The organism is Nostoc sp. DedSLP04 (genome assembly GCF_034530775.1).
Lineage (GTDB): Bacteria > Cyanobacteriota > Cyanobacteriia > Cyanobacteriales > Nostocaceae > Nostoc.
In genome coordinates this window covers 16,375-33,319 of the sequence record NZ_JAVRCL010000029.1, presented here as the reverse complement: position 1 = coordinate 33,319, position 16,945 = coordinate 16,375, and the positions used below count along the sequence as shown (strand labels likewise).

The following is a 16,945-nucleotide window of genomic DNA, read 5'->3' as shown; positions in this document are numbered from 1 at the left end:
TGGCGTACCCGCCCTTTCCGGTGGCGACATCAAAGGAAAACAAACAATCATGTTAGATTTGCTGATTCAAAACGGGTTAATTTTCGATGGCTTAGGCTCTCCACCTGTTCGCAGAGATATCGGCATTCAAAACGGCCACATTGTCACCCTCACACCCTCCTTAACTACCCCAGCGCGTGAAGTGGTTGATGCTTCTGGGTTATGGGTGACACCTGGATTTATCGACATTCATACTCATTACGATTTAGAGTTAGAAATTGCACCAGGATTGAGCGAATCAGTGCGTCATGGTGTTACCAGCGTGGTTATTGGTAACTGTAGCTTGTCTGTTGCGATCGCCCAACCCCAAATCTTGGCTGATATTTTTCAGAGGGTAGAGACACTTTCCCATCGGCTGATTGCAAAATGGCTACAAAAGTCAGTTTCCTGGCAAACACCAGCAGAATATTTACAGCATTTGCAACAGTTACCCCTTGGCCCCAATGTTGCCCCAATGTTTGGACACAGTGCCTTACGCGCTCATGTGATGGGGTTAGAACGCAGTTTAACCGTTCAGCCGACAAAATTTGAACTAAAACTTATGCAGTGCATAGCCAGAGATGCAATAGATGCTGGCTTTATTGGCATTTCTATTGATATGTTTCCTTGGCATCGGATGAGTGGAGAATGGCAAGGTTGTACAATTCCCTCTCAACACGCCAAATTTAAAGAATATGCAATGTTAGCGGATTTATGTCGACGGTGCGATCGTGTTTTTCAAGTCACACCCAATTTACAACGATTTGCTTCCTTTGTAGAAATTCTGCGTATGGGTTCAGGAATTGGACAAAAACCACTGCGGCTAACTGTCCTCTCAGCCTTAGATGCCGTACACGATCGCAAACTATGGCGAATATTTTCCCCCCTACTTTTTATTTGGAATCGGCTTCTAAATGGGAATGTGCGCTTTCAAACCCTAACCGAACCTTTCACCATTTACTCTGATGGATCTGTGACTCCCTTATTTGAAGAATTTTCCACAGGCGCACAACTCAATGGCTGTCAGTCACGAGAAGAAAGACAACAACTATGGGCATCGGAAATGTTTCGTCGTCAGTTTCGCCAAGAATGGCTGAGTAAACGGCGTAAATCATTCCATCGTCAGTTAGATTTGATGGAAGTTATTCACTGTCCCGAAGCAAGTTGGCAAGGGTTAAGTTTTGCCCAAATTGCTCGTCAAAAGCAACAAGAACCAGTGGATTTATTTATCCACGCATTACAAAAATACGATACAGATTTGCGCTGGGTGGCGACAGGAGCGAACGATCGCCTAAAACCCCGTTTAGCGATGATGCAGCATCCGCATATTTTGCCTGGTTTTACCGATGCTGGCGCTCACGTTCGTAACCTGGGCTACTATGATGGAGCTTTGTCTTTGCTCAAACAAGCAGTTGCAACAAAGTTCCTTTCACCGGAAGCTGCGATTTGCCGCGTTACCGGAGAACCTGCTAGTTGGTTCCGTCTTGATACGGGAGTTATCAAACTTAGTGCGAAAGCGGATATAGTTTTACTCGATCCCAATGCTTTAAATCAGCCAATTAGCCCGCAAGTGCAGATATCAGATCCCGTTTTAGATGGTGAACCTCGGATGGTTAAGCGCGGTTCAGATGAGATTGTGCAAGGAGTTTATATTAATGGAGTTCGGGTTGTTTGTCGGGGGAAAGTGAGCGATCGCTTGGGGCGTGAAAAGTTGGGAACGGTTTTGTTTCCTTATTGAATTATCTCACGCAGAGGCACAAAGAAAAGTTTGAGATTGTAGCATTGAATTGCTTTTACTCCACACCAGCAATCACCTGTCCAATATCTTGAGGAGTTGCACCTGTTGCTAACATTGCCCGGATCAACAATTCAATTGATACTGAAGCATCGCCATTTTCAGCTTTAGCAATTTGAGGTTGGCTAGAACTAATCTTAGCAGCGAGTTCACTTTGAGTCATCAGTTTTTGTCGGCGCTCCTTCAAGTTTTGGCTGAGAGCTAGCTTAATTTCAACCAAGATAGTTTCTTCGGGTGTTAACTCCAAAAAATCTGAAACTGTGCCAATTTTCCAGCCTTTAGATTCCAAACGTTCTTTCTTAGCTCGATCCATCACATTACTCCTGTTGATCGATATCGTATTTGCTCAGACGCTTTTTGCAAATCTCAATTATCTTTTTGGATGTTGTTCTTGTTGTTTTATTAAAAACTTCAACAATCAAGATTGCGTCGTCATCAATTCGATAAATGATTCTCCAGTTTTTATCTGCATCTCGAATACGTAATTCATGACAGTGAATTCCTATACTTGGCATAGGGCGTGAATGTGGCAACCCAAGGGATTCACCTTCTTGTAATTGTCTGAGCAGAACACCTGCTTCTATGCGTGCTTCTTGAGTGAAAGGTGGGGTTTTAACTTCACCATGTAACCAAACTAAAAGCTTACTTTGATCTCCCATGCTGTATTTATATCATATCTGATATATCGATATAATATACCTATGAAAGGGAACTTTATCTGTAAAGCAATACCTACAGCGATCGCATTCTTCGCACTAAATGGGTATAGTTTTATTTGATCCCAATGCTTTAAGTCAGCCAATTAGCCCGCAGGTGCAGATATTAGATCCAGTTTTAAATGGTGAACCTTGGATAGTTAAGCGCGGTTCGGAATATCATCTGAAGTATGTAAATTTCGTAGATTAATAGGACAAAGCAAATTCAATGGAAGCCTCACCCGCTAAAGTTATTCAGTATTTCAACGGTGAAAAGCAAAATTTAATTCCTCTTTTCCAGCGCCCTTATACCTGGACTGAGAACAATTGCCAAACCCTATGGGATGATCTGATGGTGCAGTATGAAGTGGGCGATACTGGAGCCCATTTTATGGGGGCGATTGTCTCTGTCCCAGCGCGCAGTGTGCCTGTAGGAGTTAGTAAGTATCTCATCATTGATGGACAACAGCGCCTTACAACCGTGTCGTTACTTCTCTGCGCTCTGCGTGATTGTCTTGATTCAAATTCTGCCTCACGAATACAGGAGGTTTATCTAACTAATCGCTTCCGCGATCCAGAGGACACCTTGAAGTTTGTGCCAACCCAGGCAGACCGGGATGTGTACCGTACCATTGCCCTTGACCGTCAGGTTCCGCCAAAAAACAAAGATGTTCGGATGGCTGTTGCCTATCATTTTTTTAAAGACAAACTAACCAAAAGCACTGACCTTAATGACAATCTTGTAAATCCCGCCAAAGTGCTAATTACCCTGGAGCAATGTCTCCAAGTTGTGATGATCAACCTTGGCGACGATGACGATCCGTATTTAATTTTTGAGAGCCTTAATTTTAAGGGTGAACCACTCACCCAAGCTGACTTAGTGAGGAATTATCTGCTGATGCGCTTCCGCCACTCGATTTCTGCTGATGGAGAGCAGGAGCGGGTTTACTCAAAATATTGGATTCCACTTGAGAGTATGCTTAAGTCCAACCTCACCGAATTTCTTCGCCATTACATGATGAAAGATGGGGATGACATCAAGCAAGGTGGCATATATGCAGCTACCAGGGCGAAGCTAAAAAGTATGGACTTAACGCAAGAAGTCGAAGCAGAAGTTCGGTCTATGCAAAGGTTTGGAGAGTTTTATGCTAGATTACTTTTGCCAGACAAAGAAGAAACAGCAAGCATTCGTGACTGCTTGGAGAATATTAAAGAACTTAAAGTAACGACCTCTTATCCGCTCTTGCTCCGCCTGTTTGATGCTCGCCAGAATGGGCATCTCAGCGACGTTGAATTGGAGAAATGCCTTGGATTGATCGAATCCTTCGTGGTTCGGCGGGCTGTTTGTGAAGTGCCGACTAACCGTCTAAACAAACTCTTTATCCAGTGGGCTAAAAACTTTCCCAAGACGGATCATGTCAAATGGTTGCACGGTTCTTTGTCATCAGGTGGTGGTACGAGTCGTTTTCCGAAAGATAGTGAGTTCGCCGCAGCCTTTATGAACCAACCACAGTATGGACGTGGGAGCACTCGTTTTATCCTTTGCCGTCTTGAAAAATCCTTTAAACATAAAGAAACTGTGGATCTTTCAACGGCAACAATAGAGCATATTCTACCTCAAACGCTGACTCAGGAATGGAGAAATGAGCTAGGTTCAGAATCAGAGAAAATACATACCACCCTGGTTAATACATTCGGCAACTTGACTTTGACTAGTTATAACCCAGAGTTGAGCAACCTCCCTTTTTCAGAGAAGAAAGCTAAACTCGAAAATACTCATATCGAGTTAAACCGTTGGATTCTTCAGCAGACCAGTTGGGGAACGTCAGAAATTGAGGAACGAGCAAAGAGTTTGTTATTTATTGCCAATAATATTTGGCTAAGTCCCTTGGATTAAATATAATCCCTGATTAAACTTTATTACCGAGTAAAAAGCTTTATTTAGCAGAAGTATCATTTTGCTATATTAGATAGTGCGTCAACAATAATCACTCTTTAATGAAGTGTAAAATTTAAACACCAAAAAGTTCCTCCATTCTTATGAGTGAAAAAGTCCAGACCGAAAAAGACAAGCTACAGGCAAGCACTAGTATAAAGACAAATCAAGAAACAGAAAATGAAAAAGTTCTATGTCCTCATTGTCAGCGTACTGCTACGAACGGCATTAAATGTAAAGGGATTTGTGTAGCTGACAATGATTATTAATATATAAATTCTATTGCTTGGTCATACATTATCTTATGAGTAATATCAATTTTATTCCTCAAGTAAAGTTAAAAAATCGTATTAATAATAAAATTAAAGATCATCCTTTTACAGACTATTGGGATATTTTTATTCTTAAACATCAACATCCAATTAATATTACTCTACACATTCTAGGAATATTATTTTTTTACAGTTTACTCTTTTATACTTGGAAATTGCAAAATTTTTGGTTACTCTTAGGATTACCGTTAACTCAATTATTGGGATTATCTGGACATTTTCTATTTGAGCGTAGCCATATTGATTTACAAGATGCTGTATTTTCTTGGCGGGCTTCTTATTGTTTAGGTAAAATGTTATTTAGAATTTTGACGGGTAAATATCGAGATGATATTCGCCAACGGCAAGAAATATTAAATAATTATCTATCAAACAATTATGCAAATATTCAATAATTGGAATGTAATTGCTAAGGGTTGGTATATTGCCTGTCCTAGTCATGAAATCCCTAAAAAAACAGCAAAATCTGTAGAAGTATGCGGTCAAAAAATTGCCATTTTTAGAGGTGAAGATGGGCAAGTACGGGCTTTGGATGCTTACTGCCCTCATTTGGGAACAGATTTAGGAATTGGGAAGGTTGATGGTAATTGGATTCGCTGTGCATTTCATCATTGGGCATTTGATGAAACAGGGCTTTGTCTAAATATTCCCTGTCAATCAGAAATTCCTACTCAAGCTAAGTTACAAGCTTATGCAACAGAGGAAAAGTATGGATTTATCTGGATTTATCCAGATGCTAAAGCACCAGAGGGAGTAGCTGATTTTGATGAATTGAAGGGAAAAGAAATTGTTGCACAAGCTGATATTGCATTTGCCAGAAGTTGTCATCATCATATTTGTATGATGAACGGAATTGATGCTCAACATTTAAAAACAATTCATCATTTAGATATCAAAATGGATTTGTCGCTACATCGCAGTGAATTAGGGACGCAAATTGACTTTACAATGCGGGGACAATTCCCTCAAACTACTTGGAGAGAAAAGTTAGGTCAAAGATTTCTTGGTTCTACATATCAATATTCAATGCGTTATGCTCATGGTTGCATTGGTTTGTTAACAATGATGAAAGATGTCAGGCTTTTTCCCCCACTGTATATGATATATGCTTATACTCCAATTTCATCTGGAAAAACGATAATTCAACCGATTTATGTAACTGAAAAACGTCAAGGTATTCTAGGGTATCTGCAAAGTCAATTTTTGTTATTCTGTACTCGGTTAGCTTACTATATGCTCAGAGATGAGGATGGCAAAATTTACGATAATATTCGCTTTAATCCGAAGTTGCTCCTTAGTATCGATCGGCCATTAGCTGAATATATGGAGTATGTAAATCAGCTAGAACCGTCTCGATGGTCAAAAAATAGGGGTGTAGAATAGTAGACTGGGTTAGCGATCGCTTAACTCAACAAAAGCTTTGATAATGTTGCGTTTTGTTTCTCAATATAAATACATCTTAATTATTTTGTAGAGTAGGCGATTTCCATTAACTCTTATTGAGAGGGTGCAAGATGTGAATACGGAATTATAACGTAAATAACCATTCTGGAATCTGTCACATTACACCGTAAATTTACCATAATGGTCGATAAAGTTTTAATTAAATATAATACAAATCGAATTTAAGTAATTTACGAGTAATGAAGAGTTTGCTGATTCCTGTTCAAAATTTGCAGCGAAGCGATCGCATCGCCATGTATGCGTTGCTGCAAAATCACTTTCAAGGTATAACCTGGGATGGCTTTCAAATCGATCTAGAGCGCAAAAACTGGGTTTTGTTGTTAAGAGATGAAACATCCAACGCACTCAAAGGATTTTCAACTCTGATGTTATGCCAAACGACTTTTTTGGGAGAAAAAATTAGTGTGGTGTATTCTGGCGACACTATTGTTGATCCTAGTGCTTGGTCGAGTACAACACTACCACGTAGTTGGATTGCCGCCATCAATTTTCTGCGTCAACACTATGCAGAAAATAAACTTTACTGGTTGCTAATTTGCTCTGGTTTTCGCACTTATCGTTTTCTCCCTACTTTTTGGCAAGATTTCTACCCGCGTTATGATGTTACAACACCTGCCAATATTACAAATATAATGGTGAGTTTAGCACGCGAATACTATGGTAGTTTATACCAAAAATCAACTGGTATCGTCAATTTTCCGCATCCCCAAATTCTCTGTGAGGAGTTAATTGAAATCCCCACAGGAAGACAGACTAACCCCCATATCCAGTTTTTTGAAGACAAAAACCCCGGCTATAGATTAGGTGATGAATTAGTTTGTTTAACTGAAATTAACTATGACAATCTCACTCGTGCTGGAAAACGGATGTGGGAGTCAAAATCATCGTTACAAGTTGTGCAAGATTGTGTCGTCATTTAAGTTTTATGGTATCTACAAACCCACAACCAAACTTTAACAACCCAACACAATTTATAGAGGGATGGTACTGGGCATTAGCATCAAAAAAATTAAAAATTGGCAAGGTAAAAGCTATAACTTTGCTAGGTAGAAATCTGGCAATTTATCGGGGAGTTAGCGATCGGGTAGTAGCTATAGATGCTTATTGTCCACACATGGGCGCTCATTTAGCAGAAGGTAAGGTAGAAGGTGACGGAATTCGCTGCTTTTTTCATAATTGGAAGTATGACAGTCGCGGAATTTGTGTAGATGTTCCTTCTCTGGGAAAACCGCTACCTGTGTGTATTAAAACGTGGCATACAGCGGAAAAGTACGGCATGATTTGGGTTTGGGTAGGAGAAGAAAAGCCAAGTTCGCTGCCTTTTGTACCAGAACTAGAACAAACAGATTGCGATTACATATTGGGGACTAAATTTGTCAAAAACTGCCATCCCAATGTCTTACTAATTAATGCAATTGATGCTCACCATTTCAATACAGTACACAATTTACCTTTAGAAATTGTATTTGATTCTCAAAACCTCAACCCTAGCGCTATTACCTTCAGTAACACTACACGCGGAGGGGATGATTCCTGGTTAATTCGCCTGATTCGTCCTCTATATCGCAACGAAGTTACTTATAGTATGTGTTACTGGTATGGCAGTACTGGCACTGTGACGCTAGGCCCGGATTTCCTGCACTTCTACATTATATTTACACTGCGAATGATAGAAGGTGGTAAAACTGAAGGGCAAACAATTCTTGTCACTCCTAAGCGTCCAGGATTTTGGGGATGGATTTTAAATCGTGGTTTATTATGGTTAACTCAGCAAGTTGGTAATTACTTTGCCAAAGGGGATACACAGGTATTTCAGACAATTCAGTTTGATTTAAAGACTCCCACTAAAGCAGATCAATCTATTCTGGAATTTATTCAGCACGTTAATCACCAGAAAGCTTTAACCTGGGGAACTTGGGAAACTGTTAATTATCCAAATATTCAAACCCTATCAATACCTAATAGTAATTCGCTATGAAGATGCAATTAATTATTAAACGAACTGCCAAGTACGCCAAGAGAGACAAGGAGTAATTATTAAGTGTAAACTTACGGAGAATTGGTATGACCCTGAATTCACTTTAATTGAACAGAAAAAATGGATTTAAAATATAACATTGTTGGTTTTGATTTACCACACACAGATTCTAATGACCGTTTGCAACGGATATTAACAGCAGCATTACCCAATCAGAATAATTATGATAATTATCCACAATTAAATTATTGGAATGCTGATTTTTTTAACTTACATCAAGTCAAAATTTTTCAACAATCTAATATTACTGAACAATCTGCTATTCTAGAACTTGCCAACCGCAGTTTGTTAGAAGAATCGTATTTCATTGAGAAAGCAGGCGTTGGCTACATGGCAAAAATGGTACTGTTAGCAGAAACAGTTGAAGAACGAATGCTTTATGGATTGTTTACGGCTGATGAAGCTACCCACCTTCACCAACTTAGCCATTTTTTACCAGAAATGGAATTAACTAGCACAGACGATCCGTTTTTGCGCTTACTATCAGAAGTGGTTGAAAGTGCAGATAAAACAGTTTTGTTATTTGTGCTGCAAGTCGTTTTAGAAGGATGGGGTTTAAGCCATTATCGGCGTTTAGCAAAGGAATGCCGCTATCCAGTTTTAGCAGAACTTTTTTCCAGTTTTTTACAATCAGAATCCCGTCATCACGCCACAGGAACCACCTTATTTAATCAAATTACTGTTTCAGCATTCAGTCAAACAACAATTCTCGATGTATTAGCACAGTTTTTGTTTATGGTACAAGTGGGGCCACAAAGTGTACTAACAGCAGTTGAACGAGTGAAAGGACATCTGACGCGATCGCAAAAAATCCAAATTTTAGAAGAACTAGATACAGAAACCCACAGTGGAACGCGATTACAAATATTGCGATCGCTCATGGGGGGAACATCAGCCCAGTCTATCCTGCAACATTTAGAAGAACGCGGAGCTTTTGAACCACTCCCCGCCCATCAATGTGTGTAATAAATCTCAATCTTATCTCTGCGTTAAATCAAAACGGATATGGAAAAAACTATTCATCGCAAATTACAAATTAACCACACTCGCAACAAACAGCAAGATCATACTGCTTTAATGGATGAAGCAGTTAGCAATTTTCGCTATGAAGATTGTCAAAACGAGTATTGGAATCCAGAGGAATTTTCCCTGTTATATGGTACACCTTTATGGGAACAGTCCAGCCAACATCAGCGTATAATTTTGAACCAACTTTACTGGGTAGCTTACTACTCACAAATTGTTTCTGCTGAAATTGCAACTATCTTTTTCAATCAAACCAGCGCAGCTGGACTTTACGCCCAAGAGGATTTTCGCTTAATCTGCGATACATTAGATTTAGAATCTGCCCAAGAGCGATCGCACATTAACGCCTTCCGCACAATTGCCAAACAGGTTGAACAAGCGTTGTTTGGGGAACTTATCTTTACCTACCCCATGCGCGGCCCCTTTACAGAAACGATGGTTTATGCTAACACCAATGCTCTAAAAACTTGGTGGAAAAAAATTCAACTTCAATACTTTGGGTTAATTTCTGCGAATAATACTTTTTTGGCTTGTCAGTATTTCACTGTCCGGGGAGTGCGGACACTAAACGGCAAGTTAGTACAGCACAAACTCAGCAATTATTATCAAAAACATCCCCATCCTGAAGCTGCTCCAATTCCTGCTAAAGTCTCATATTATCACTTCATGGATGAAAGTTTTCACTTCAATAGTTCAACAATTATATCTCACGATGTTGTCACTTGTCTTAAGCCACCAACTGCTTATGAGCGACTGGTTGCTAATTTAGGATTGCTGGGATGTCAGCGCGATCATTTTCATTTTTCGGCAGCGATAAACGGAATTTTTTGGTACGAGCCGGCGCTGTATAGTAAGATTTATCAGGTGTTGCAATCGCCAATTTTTGAGATGAGTGACAGTGATGCTAAAGAAATGATCCGCCGTTGTTTTACCGAGGAGTCGGAAGGATTACAGCGCAGTTTTTCAACTCATCAAGAGGCGATGAAATCTTATCAAGTGTATGTTGAAAAGCTCGATTATCTTTGGCAACGTAATCGGGATATGTCACTGATGGCTACTAATTCAATTTCTCGATATTTGGCAACTCAACAAAGGGCTTTTAAAGATTTTGAACACCAAGAATATTTGTTTATATCTAACGCAGAGACGCAGAGGCGCAGAGAGGAATGGAAGAGTGTTGTTTAGGTAAAATTATTGCGTATTATGGCTGAATTATGTAAGATATCGTTTCCTGGAAGTGAGTTTGTTCCTATCACTTTGGAATACCATAAAAATTTATCTGAACATCTCACAATTCAGAATTCACCTGTTTTATTTGGTTGTCGGACTGGTATTTGTGGCACTTGTTTGGTTGAGGTTCTTGGTGATATTCCTCCTCCCCAACCTGATGAACAGGAAATGCTGGAGACTTTAGCACCTAATAATCCTCATGCGCGGTTAGCTTGTCAGCTTGATATTACAGCTAATGTTGAAATTCGTAGGATTTAGATGGTGATTTAAAAACAACTAGAAGAGCAAGTATGGATTGGTTAAAGCGCGTCGCAGAAATTCGTAAAACTTGTAACGTGCCAGCACCAGCCCGAAATGTTGCTGTTGCTAGAGTATGGGTAGATGAGACATTTTCCGAGCTATTCGCCTTTAGTGGTAAGCTGTTGCAAGAGGGAGCGGTTGATGTACCGGCTCAACCGATGTTTAAAACCTTTGAAGTTACCGGACACCGAAGAGACTTAGACTCAGAGTACAAAATATTAGAAGCGATTGCCCAAAAATATACAAATAATAGAGAAGTAAAGGGTAAAATTGAGTTATTCACGGAGAGAGAGCCATGTGATTCGTGTGAGTATGTCATCAAGCAGTTTAGGCAAACTTTCCCAAACATTCAGCTAAATGTACATCACGGAAACATTGCGTAAAGGAGTCGGTATAAATGTTAATTCGCAATTTACCCGAACCACTTCAGCTTATTTTTAACGAAAATCAGCTTTCGCCATGTTCAGATTTGGAAATAATTCAATTTGAACAACAACAAGGTATTACTTTGCCCAGTATTTACAAAGATTTTCTCAAGATGATGGGACATGGTGCAGGTAAGTTTTTGCGTGGTTCAGATTGCTTTTACCAGCATCTACCGCAAATTCAAGAATGGGCTAAAGAACTTTTGGTAGAAAATGATTTTCCTGAAGCTTTGCCAGAAGATGCTTTTGTATTTTTCATGCACCAGGGTTATCAGTTTAGCTTTTTTAGGCTTTCTGAAGGCGATAACCCACCAACGTACTCATATTGCGAAGGGCAACAAGAGCCTTATTTCGTCAAAAGCCATGATACGTTTAGTAACTTTCTAGCAGTGGAAATAGACTTTTATTTAAAGTCTTTCATGTCTCTAGCGAGTTAGATAACAGTAACTAACTGAATTAGCAGCTAGTTGAAATTATGTGTTAGCTTGTGGCTCGTCTTAGTCGGGAATTTACCTTGTTCTTACCGATATGTAAGGGACTATCCCCATTGTTCTCCAACAACCAGCGCCGATATCCTTCAATTTCTGAACCACCATAGTTGATCACAAGTTCCAACCCAAAGATTGCTAGAACGAAAAAATACTCGCCCCAAGCAGTCTGAAGAATATCAGACTCATGAACCATTTGTACCTCTGAACCAAATTCGTCAATCCACGTCTCATTCATGTCATAGATTCGGCGTGAGTGATGTGGCCAATCTGGTATATTACCTCGGCGGGCATGATCTCTTATAGGATCAAGTTCTGGGTGATCAACTATGTAATCGATTCCACCAGAAGTATCTAATAATCGTTTAGCCATTAATTCAAGGGCTGCCTTTGCCAAAAATCTTGAGATGATTTTGTCAGATGGTGGTTGACCACCACTCGGAAGAATTAACTGTCCTCCATCATTTTGGAAAATATGTTCAACTGCATTCAACGGAACGTCAATCATTCCTACTAAAGGGCTATCAATGTATCGATATGCAGTAACAGGAAATTCTGGTAAGAGCATTCCTGATATCGGTGGAATTAGACTTCTCTTGTTTGGGATAGCTTGATGAAAACGGAGAAACATCAGTGCAGGAGCTTCAAGAAAAGGTTTCTCTACTTTCCGTGCAAAGTAGTTGTTACAAGTATCACAAACTACTCCTTTAGGAAGTATGTTCGTGGTGTTACCAAGAGACTCTGGAATAATATGCTCAACACTTCTAGATTTACTTGAATCATTTTTGCAAAAAATGCAGCGCATTATTCTAAGCCTCCTCATGCATTGTTTAACTCACAAACCTGTTTATTTTAGCTGGGTACTAATATTTAATACTACAACAATAATACACAAAATAATATTTGTACTAAATTAATATTTATATTACTGATACTTTAAGGTGAGATAGTTAATATAATCCACTTCTATATTTTCACTTGATATTTCTGTACCTTTTGCAATCCCTCGCAGTCGGGACAAGTTACCCTTTTGCAATTGAGAACTAGTTTCTTGCTGTAGCGACTTCAAAAGAATCTGCACTAATGTCCAGCGATCGCTAATTGATAACTCTAATATCTGCTTTTGCAATTGTTCTAATGTCACGATCGTTTCCTCGTCTTAGGTTATCTCACCTTTAATTGTAAATTAGCTCTTTTGGAATTCAATAGATATAGCAATGCAGTTCTATTCAAGACATTGCCATAATTTAAATACGATCGCTCCCACCCACCATGCAATTTGCAGATTTCTGGTACATTGTCGCACTCAGCGAACAGCTACAACTTAATAAGGTATTATCACGCACCGTTTTAGGAGAATGGTTAGCAATATTTCGCGGTGAAGATGGACAACCCGTAGCTTTGCGCGATCGCTGTTTACACCGCAATAGCCGTCTATCATCAGGTAAAATCTGTGATGGTGCTTTACAATGTCCCTATCATGGTTGGGTATACGACGCAGTTGGAAACGTGATTGCTGTTCCAGCCGAAGGAGATGATTTCAAGCCTTCCCCACAGCGTCGAGCCAAGTGTTACGCTACCAAAGAACAAGATGGCTATGTTTATGTGCGGTTAGCCGATACCCCAAGTGTTAATCTTGAACCTTTTTCTATGCCTCACTACGGACAAACCGGATGGGAGACGGTACGGGTAATTAACCGTTTTGCTAACAATGTGACTAATTGTGCGGAGAACTTTATTGATATTCCCCATACGGCTTTTGTTCATCCTGGTGTTTTCCGTACTTCCCGCCAACAAAAGTTAGAGATGACTGTAGAACGCTGCAATGGTTCGGTTTTGGTGGAGTATCGCAACGAAAACAATAATTTGGGATGGTACAGCCGTTTTCTGAATTTGCAGGGTGCAGAGATTAAACATAGCGATCGCTTTTATATGCCAAATATTACCTCTGTAGAATATAAAATGGCACAGAATCGCCATTTGTTCATTACCAGTCAATCTATTCCAGAAACCGATAATTCAACTCTGGTTTACACCGATGTCACCTATAACTACGGTATTTGGAATAAGTTAGCGCGTCCCTTTGTGCGGTGGACTGCTCAACACATTATCCGCCAAGACGTGGAAATTTTGGGTATTCAGGGGGAAGCGATCGCTAAATACGGGACACAATTTTATAATACGCCTGCGGACACAATTCATATATTTGTCGAGTCAATTATGGCAGCTATATCTCGTGGAGAAGATCCGCGTCTCTTGCCAAATCAATCAGTAAAAGTTACATTTTGGGTTTAAAAAATAATATCATCTTCGCATAAATTAGTTATGATTTCTCCAGTCATTTTTCCTTGTTCAATCCATCACAGCTAACACAGCTTTTGGCAATAACTTATCTTTAAACCAAACAATTCTGGCGGGGACATCATTTAATTTTACTCCCGCTTTTTCTAAATTAAGTCGCTCGGAAATTGCCAAAATCAAATCATCACGTCCAGCCCGCCGCACCTGAGAAAACTTCTTTTGTAAATATTCTGGTCGCCAATAACCAACAATTTCTAACAAGAAAGTGCGTCCATCAGGATGCACCAAGCGAAAATCAGGAATCATTACGCTACCAGGAATTGGGATCAAATCAACTTCTCGCTCTAACGCCCAACCACTTTTCAATGCATCCCATTTATCAGCAAAAGATGCTTCTAACATACTATCGTAGGGCTTACCTGGTGGATAGTGGGATACCAAACCACATTCAGAATTGAGAGTAAAACGTCCAGTTTTCCAGGTATTTGTATAAGCGTCACGGGTTTGAAGAATCGAAGAAAGACTCCATTTAGTAACGTGAAGTAAAGCCGGAATAAGTTTAGCGATCGCTAATCCATATCGCGTACTAGGATTAAATAAACTCGTCGGCCCGTCAATGGTAATTGTAAACCCGTGGTCAGCATCACCTTCAATATAAGCCATCAATTGAAACAACTTTAAATAGCGAAATAACAACTTATATTCTCCCGGAACATTCCGGTGAGCATTTAACACCAGTTGACTGGCCTTATAAAACACACCTTGCACCTGAGATAAGTTATATCTATTTAATAAATCTGGCGCTGTTGGTGCATCAAAAACAGTCAAAATCTTATTTTCAGATAAATCAGCATATAGTCCATTCCGAACCTGTTCCAATAAAACTTCCCGCTCAAGTTCTTGAGTTAACTCATCAGCAATTTTACTCAAAGTAACTTGGGTTGATTCCCGACTTGAAACAGACTTTGCAGCCAACGAAAATACCCGTTCTCTTAACATTTGTGGTTCCAGCGGACTAACTATCTCAAAAGTGCAAAAACTGCTTTTGAGAATATAAGCTAACCCCCGCTTCACCCGATAATCTGTAGAATCTCCTTCAAAATCAGTCAGCTGTCGCTCAAGTACACCTTGAGTCTTCCCCACTGCTGATTGAAAATAATTAATTAACTCAATCGCCAACTCCGAAGTTGCTCGATCAATCTTCAGTCTCTTCGGGATGATCTCCTCCCCGTTTTGGCGATGCATCAGTAAATCTGTTGGTAACATCTGCTGAATTTTGTATTTTAGATACTTCGACTTCGCTCAGTATAAGTTTTGGATTTTGGATCGAATAATTAATTTCTAACTGTTCCGCAGCCTTCAAACTCCTTTCCTTCCCACTCCCATACACAACCTGTAACTTCCCTTGATTTTCCCCTTGCCCCCTTGTCCCCTTGTCCCCTTGTCCTCTTCTCCTAGCCGAAGTCCCTTCCTCACTCGTATCCTCCGCCACTACCTCATATAAAATCGCCTGTTTATTCTCAATATTCCCCTTCCGTAAAATCCTACCCAACCGCTGAGTATACTCCCTAGCCGAACCAGTCCCCGATAAAATAATTGCAACAGTTGCCGCAGGTACATCAACCCCTTCATTCAAAACATGAGAAGCAACCAAAGTATTATATTTACCCTCTCGAAACTTGGTTAATATCTCATGTCGTTCTTTCACAGGAGTTTGATGAGTAATTGCCGGAATTAGTAACTCTTGAGAAATGCGGTAAACCGTCGCGTTATCCGCAGTAAAAATCAAAATTCTTGCCGGATAATGTTCTGCCAATAAATTAATCAGAATTCGCAACTTTCCATCAGTACCCAAAGCGATATCTTTCGCTTCTCGATGCGCTAACATTGCCCTACGTCCAGATTGCGATCGCGCACTCATTTGCACGAACATTTGCCAACCTTGCAAACTCCCCAAAGAAATCTTTGATTGCTTCAAAAAGTCGTTGCGGGTTTGAATTAACTGGTTGTATCTTTCCCGCTCAAGTTGCGATAACTTTACCTTAATTTGGACAATTTCATGTTCTGCTAATGCCTTCCCTGCCAAATCTTCAGCGCGTTTGCGATATACTTCTTGACCAATGAGGATATTTAAGTCAGCGTGCTTGCCATCAGTACGTTCCGGTGTCGCGGAGAGTCCCAGGCGATAAGGTGCGATCGCATATTCTGCAATTACTCGATTAAAATCTGTTGGTAAATGATGACATTCATCAAAAACAATCAACGCATATTGATTTCCCAACGTCTCAGCGTGAATTGCGGCACTATCATAAGTTGCAACTAAAATTGCTGTTCGATCCCGCGAACCACCTCCTAGTAATCCCACCTCAGCATCGGGGAAAGCCGCTACTAAATGTGCATACCACTGATGCATCAAATCTAAAGTTGGTACTACAATCAGCGTCGTGCGCGGCGTTGACTGCATCGCCATTTGCGCCAAATAAGTCTTTCCCGCCGCCGTGGGAAGCACAACCACCCCTTGCCTACCCGCCAGTTTCCAAGCTGCTAGCGCCTCAGTCTGGTGAGAATAAGGTTCCATTTCCAGAGTAGGAACCAAATCTACAGGATAAAATTGCTTGGCCTCATCGATAAAATTCACATCTTCCGCTTGTAGTGCTTCCACTAGCGATCGGTATCTAATTGCTGGGATGCGGAATTTTTCAACTCTATCATCCCACGTAGCATAGTCCATCCAACCTTTACCGCGTGGTGGTGGATGCAAAATTAATGTGCCACGATCAAAATTTAATGTAGGGGTACGAGCCATTTTGGGGATTAGGGACTGGGGATTAGGGACTGGGGATTGGAAAGTTTTTCCTAGTCCTCAGTACTTGGTATCTAGTATCTAGTATCTAGTA

19 protein-coding genes are annotated in these 16,945 nt (G+C 40.2%); 13 read left to right on the top strand and 6 right to left on the bottom strand.

Features of this window, described 5'->3' with window-relative positions:
* Positions 1 to 49 precede the first annotated feature (49 nt).
* On the top strand, positions 50 to 1,756 hold the full coding sequence (locus RMX89_RS17835) for a D-aminoacylase (RefSeq protein ID WP_322689860.1): 1,707 nt from the start codon (positions 50 to 52) through the stop codon (positions 1,754 to 1,756).
* A gap of 55 nt (positions 1,757 to 1,811) precedes the next feature.
* Here the strand turns inward: RMX89_RS17835 and RMX89_RS17830 are convergent, their stop codons facing one another.
* Positions 1,812 to 2,126, bottom strand: a complete 315-nt coding sequence (locus RMX89_RS17830; protein WP_322689859.1) for a helix-turn-helix transcriptional regulator — start codon at positions 2,124 to 2,126, stop codon at positions 1,812 to 1,814.
* 4 nt (positions 2,127 to 2,130) lie between these two features.
* Entirely contained in the window at positions 2,131 to 2,472 is a 342-nt protein-coding gene (locus tag RMX89_RS17825; RefSeq protein ID WP_322689858.1) for a type II toxin-antitoxin system RelE/ParE family toxin, read from the bottom strand.
* A 100-nt stretch (positions 2,473 to 2,572) separates the two neighbouring features.
* Between RMX89_RS17825 and RMX89_RS17820 the strand changes: the two genes are divergently transcribed.
* From RMX89_RS17820 to RMX89_RS17770, 11 genes are all read left to right on the top strand, one after another.
* Positions 2,573 to 2,719 (top strand): hypothetical protein, encoded by a 147-nt coding sequence (locus tag RMX89_RS17820; protein WP_322689857.1) that lies wholly within the window; start codon positions 2,573 to 2,575, stop codon positions 2,717 to 2,719.
* Between the two features lie 18 nt (positions 2,720 to 2,737).
* The gene (locus RMX89_RS17815) at positions 2,738 to 4,405 is read left to right on the top strand and encodes a DUF262 domain-containing protein (RefSeq protein WP_322689856.1); all 1,668 of its coding nucleotides are present in this window, start codon (positions 2,738 to 2,740) and stop codon (positions 4,403 to 4,405) included.
* 343 nt (positions 4,406 to 4,748) lie between these two features.
* Complete coding sequence (locus tag RMX89_RS17810) at positions 4,749 to 5,171, top strand: Mpo1-like protein (RefSeq protein WP_322689855.1); 423 nt, start codon at positions 4,749 to 4,751, stop codon at positions 5,169 to 5,171.
* Positions 5,155 to 6,159, top strand: a complete 1,005-nt coding sequence (locus tag RMX89_RS17805) for an aromatic ring-hydroxylating dioxygenase subunit alpha (protein WP_322689854.1) — start codon at positions 5,155 to 5,157, stop codon at positions 6,157 to 6,159. Before RMX89_RS17810 ends, RMX89_RS17805 begins: the two co-directional genes overlap by 17 nt.
* 260 nt (positions 6,160 to 6,419) lie before the next feature.
* Positions 6,420 to 7,160, top strand: a complete 741-nt coding sequence (locus RMX89_RS17800) for a hypothetical protein (protein WP_322689853.1) — start codon at positions 6,420 to 6,422, stop codon at positions 7,158 to 7,160.
* Positions 7,161 to 7,165: 5 nt separating this feature from the next.
* The gene (locus RMX89_RS17795) at positions 7,166 to 8,218 is read left to right on the top strand and encodes an aromatic ring-hydroxylating dioxygenase subunit alpha (RefSeq protein ID WP_322689852.1); all 1,053 of its coding nucleotides are present in this window, start codon (positions 7,166 to 7,168) and stop codon (positions 8,216 to 8,218) included.
* Positions 8,219 to 8,338: 120 nt separating this feature from the next.
* Complete coding sequence (locus RMX89_RS17790; protein ID WP_322689851.1) at positions 8,339 to 9,244, top strand: ferritin-like domain-containing protein; 906 nt, start codon at positions 8,339 to 8,341, stop codon at positions 9,242 to 9,244.
* Positions 9,245 to 9,283: 39 nt separating this feature from the next.
* On the top strand, positions 9,284 to 10,489 hold the full coding sequence (locus RMX89_RS17785) for a P-aminobenzoate N-oxygenase AurF (RefSeq protein WP_322689850.1): 1,206 nt from the start codon (positions 9,284 to 9,286) through the stop codon (positions 10,487 to 10,489).
* A gap of 18 nt (positions 10,490 to 10,507) precedes the next feature.
* Positions 10,508 to 10,792, top strand: coding sequence for a 2Fe-2S iron-sulfur cluster-binding protein (locus RMX89_RS17780; RefSeq protein WP_322689849.1), 285 nt, complete (start codon positions 10,508 to 10,510; stop codon positions 10,790 to 10,792).
* 32 nt (positions 10,793 to 10,824) lie between these two features.
* The gene (locus RMX89_RS17775; protein ID WP_322689848.1) at positions 10,825 to 11,217 is read left to right on the top strand and encodes a deaminase domain-containing protein; all 393 of its coding nucleotides are present in this window, start codon (positions 10,825 to 10,827) and stop codon (positions 11,215 to 11,217) included.
* 14 nt (positions 11,218 to 11,231) lie between these two features.
* Positions 11,232 to 11,696, top strand: a complete 465-nt coding sequence (locus tag RMX89_RS17770; RefSeq protein WP_322689847.1) for an SMI1/KNR4 family protein — start codon at positions 11,232 to 11,234, stop codon at positions 11,694 to 11,696.
* Between the two features lie 43 nt (positions 11,697 to 11,739).
* Here RMX89_RS17770 and RMX89_RS17765 read toward each other — a convergent pair whose 3' ends face one another.
* Positions 11,740 to 12,552: an HNH endonuclease gene (locus RMX89_RS17765; protein ID WP_322689846.1), complete on the bottom strand. Its 813-nt coding sequence runs from the start codon at positions 12,550 to 12,552 to the stop codon at positions 11,740 to 11,742.
* Between the two features lie 120 nt (positions 12,553 to 12,672).
* Positions 12,673 to 12,891, bottom strand: a complete 219-nt coding sequence (locus tag RMX89_RS17760; RefSeq protein ID WP_322689845.1) for a hypothetical protein — start codon at positions 12,889 to 12,891, stop codon at positions 12,673 to 12,675.
* Between the two features lie 128 nt (positions 12,892 to 13,019).
* Here RMX89_RS17760 and RMX89_RS17755 point away from each other — a divergent pair, with 128 nt between their 5' ends.
* On the top strand, positions 13,020 to 14,042 hold the full coding sequence (locus tag RMX89_RS17755; protein ID WP_322689844.1) for an aromatic ring-hydroxylating dioxygenase subunit alpha: 1,023 nt from the start codon (positions 13,020 to 13,022) through the stop codon (positions 14,040 to 14,042).
* Positions 14,043 to 14,099: 57 nt separating this feature from the next.
* On the opposite strand, the gene RMX89_RS17750 is transcribed toward RMX89_RS17755, so the two are convergent.
* The gene (locus RMX89_RS17750) at positions 14,100 to 15,314 is read right to left on the bottom strand and encodes a DUF790 family protein (protein ID WP_322689843.1); all 1,215 of its coding nucleotides are present in this window, start codon (positions 15,312 to 15,314) and stop codon (positions 14,100 to 14,102) included.
* Complete coding sequence (locus tag RMX89_RS17745) at positions 15,244 to 16,854, bottom strand: DEAD/DEAH box helicase (protein WP_322689842.1); 1,611 nt, start codon at positions 16,852 to 16,854, stop codon at positions 15,244 to 15,246. Before RMX89_RS17745 ends, RMX89_RS17750 begins: the two co-directional genes overlap by 71 nt.
* Positions 16,855 to 16,945 lie beyond the last annotated feature (91 nt).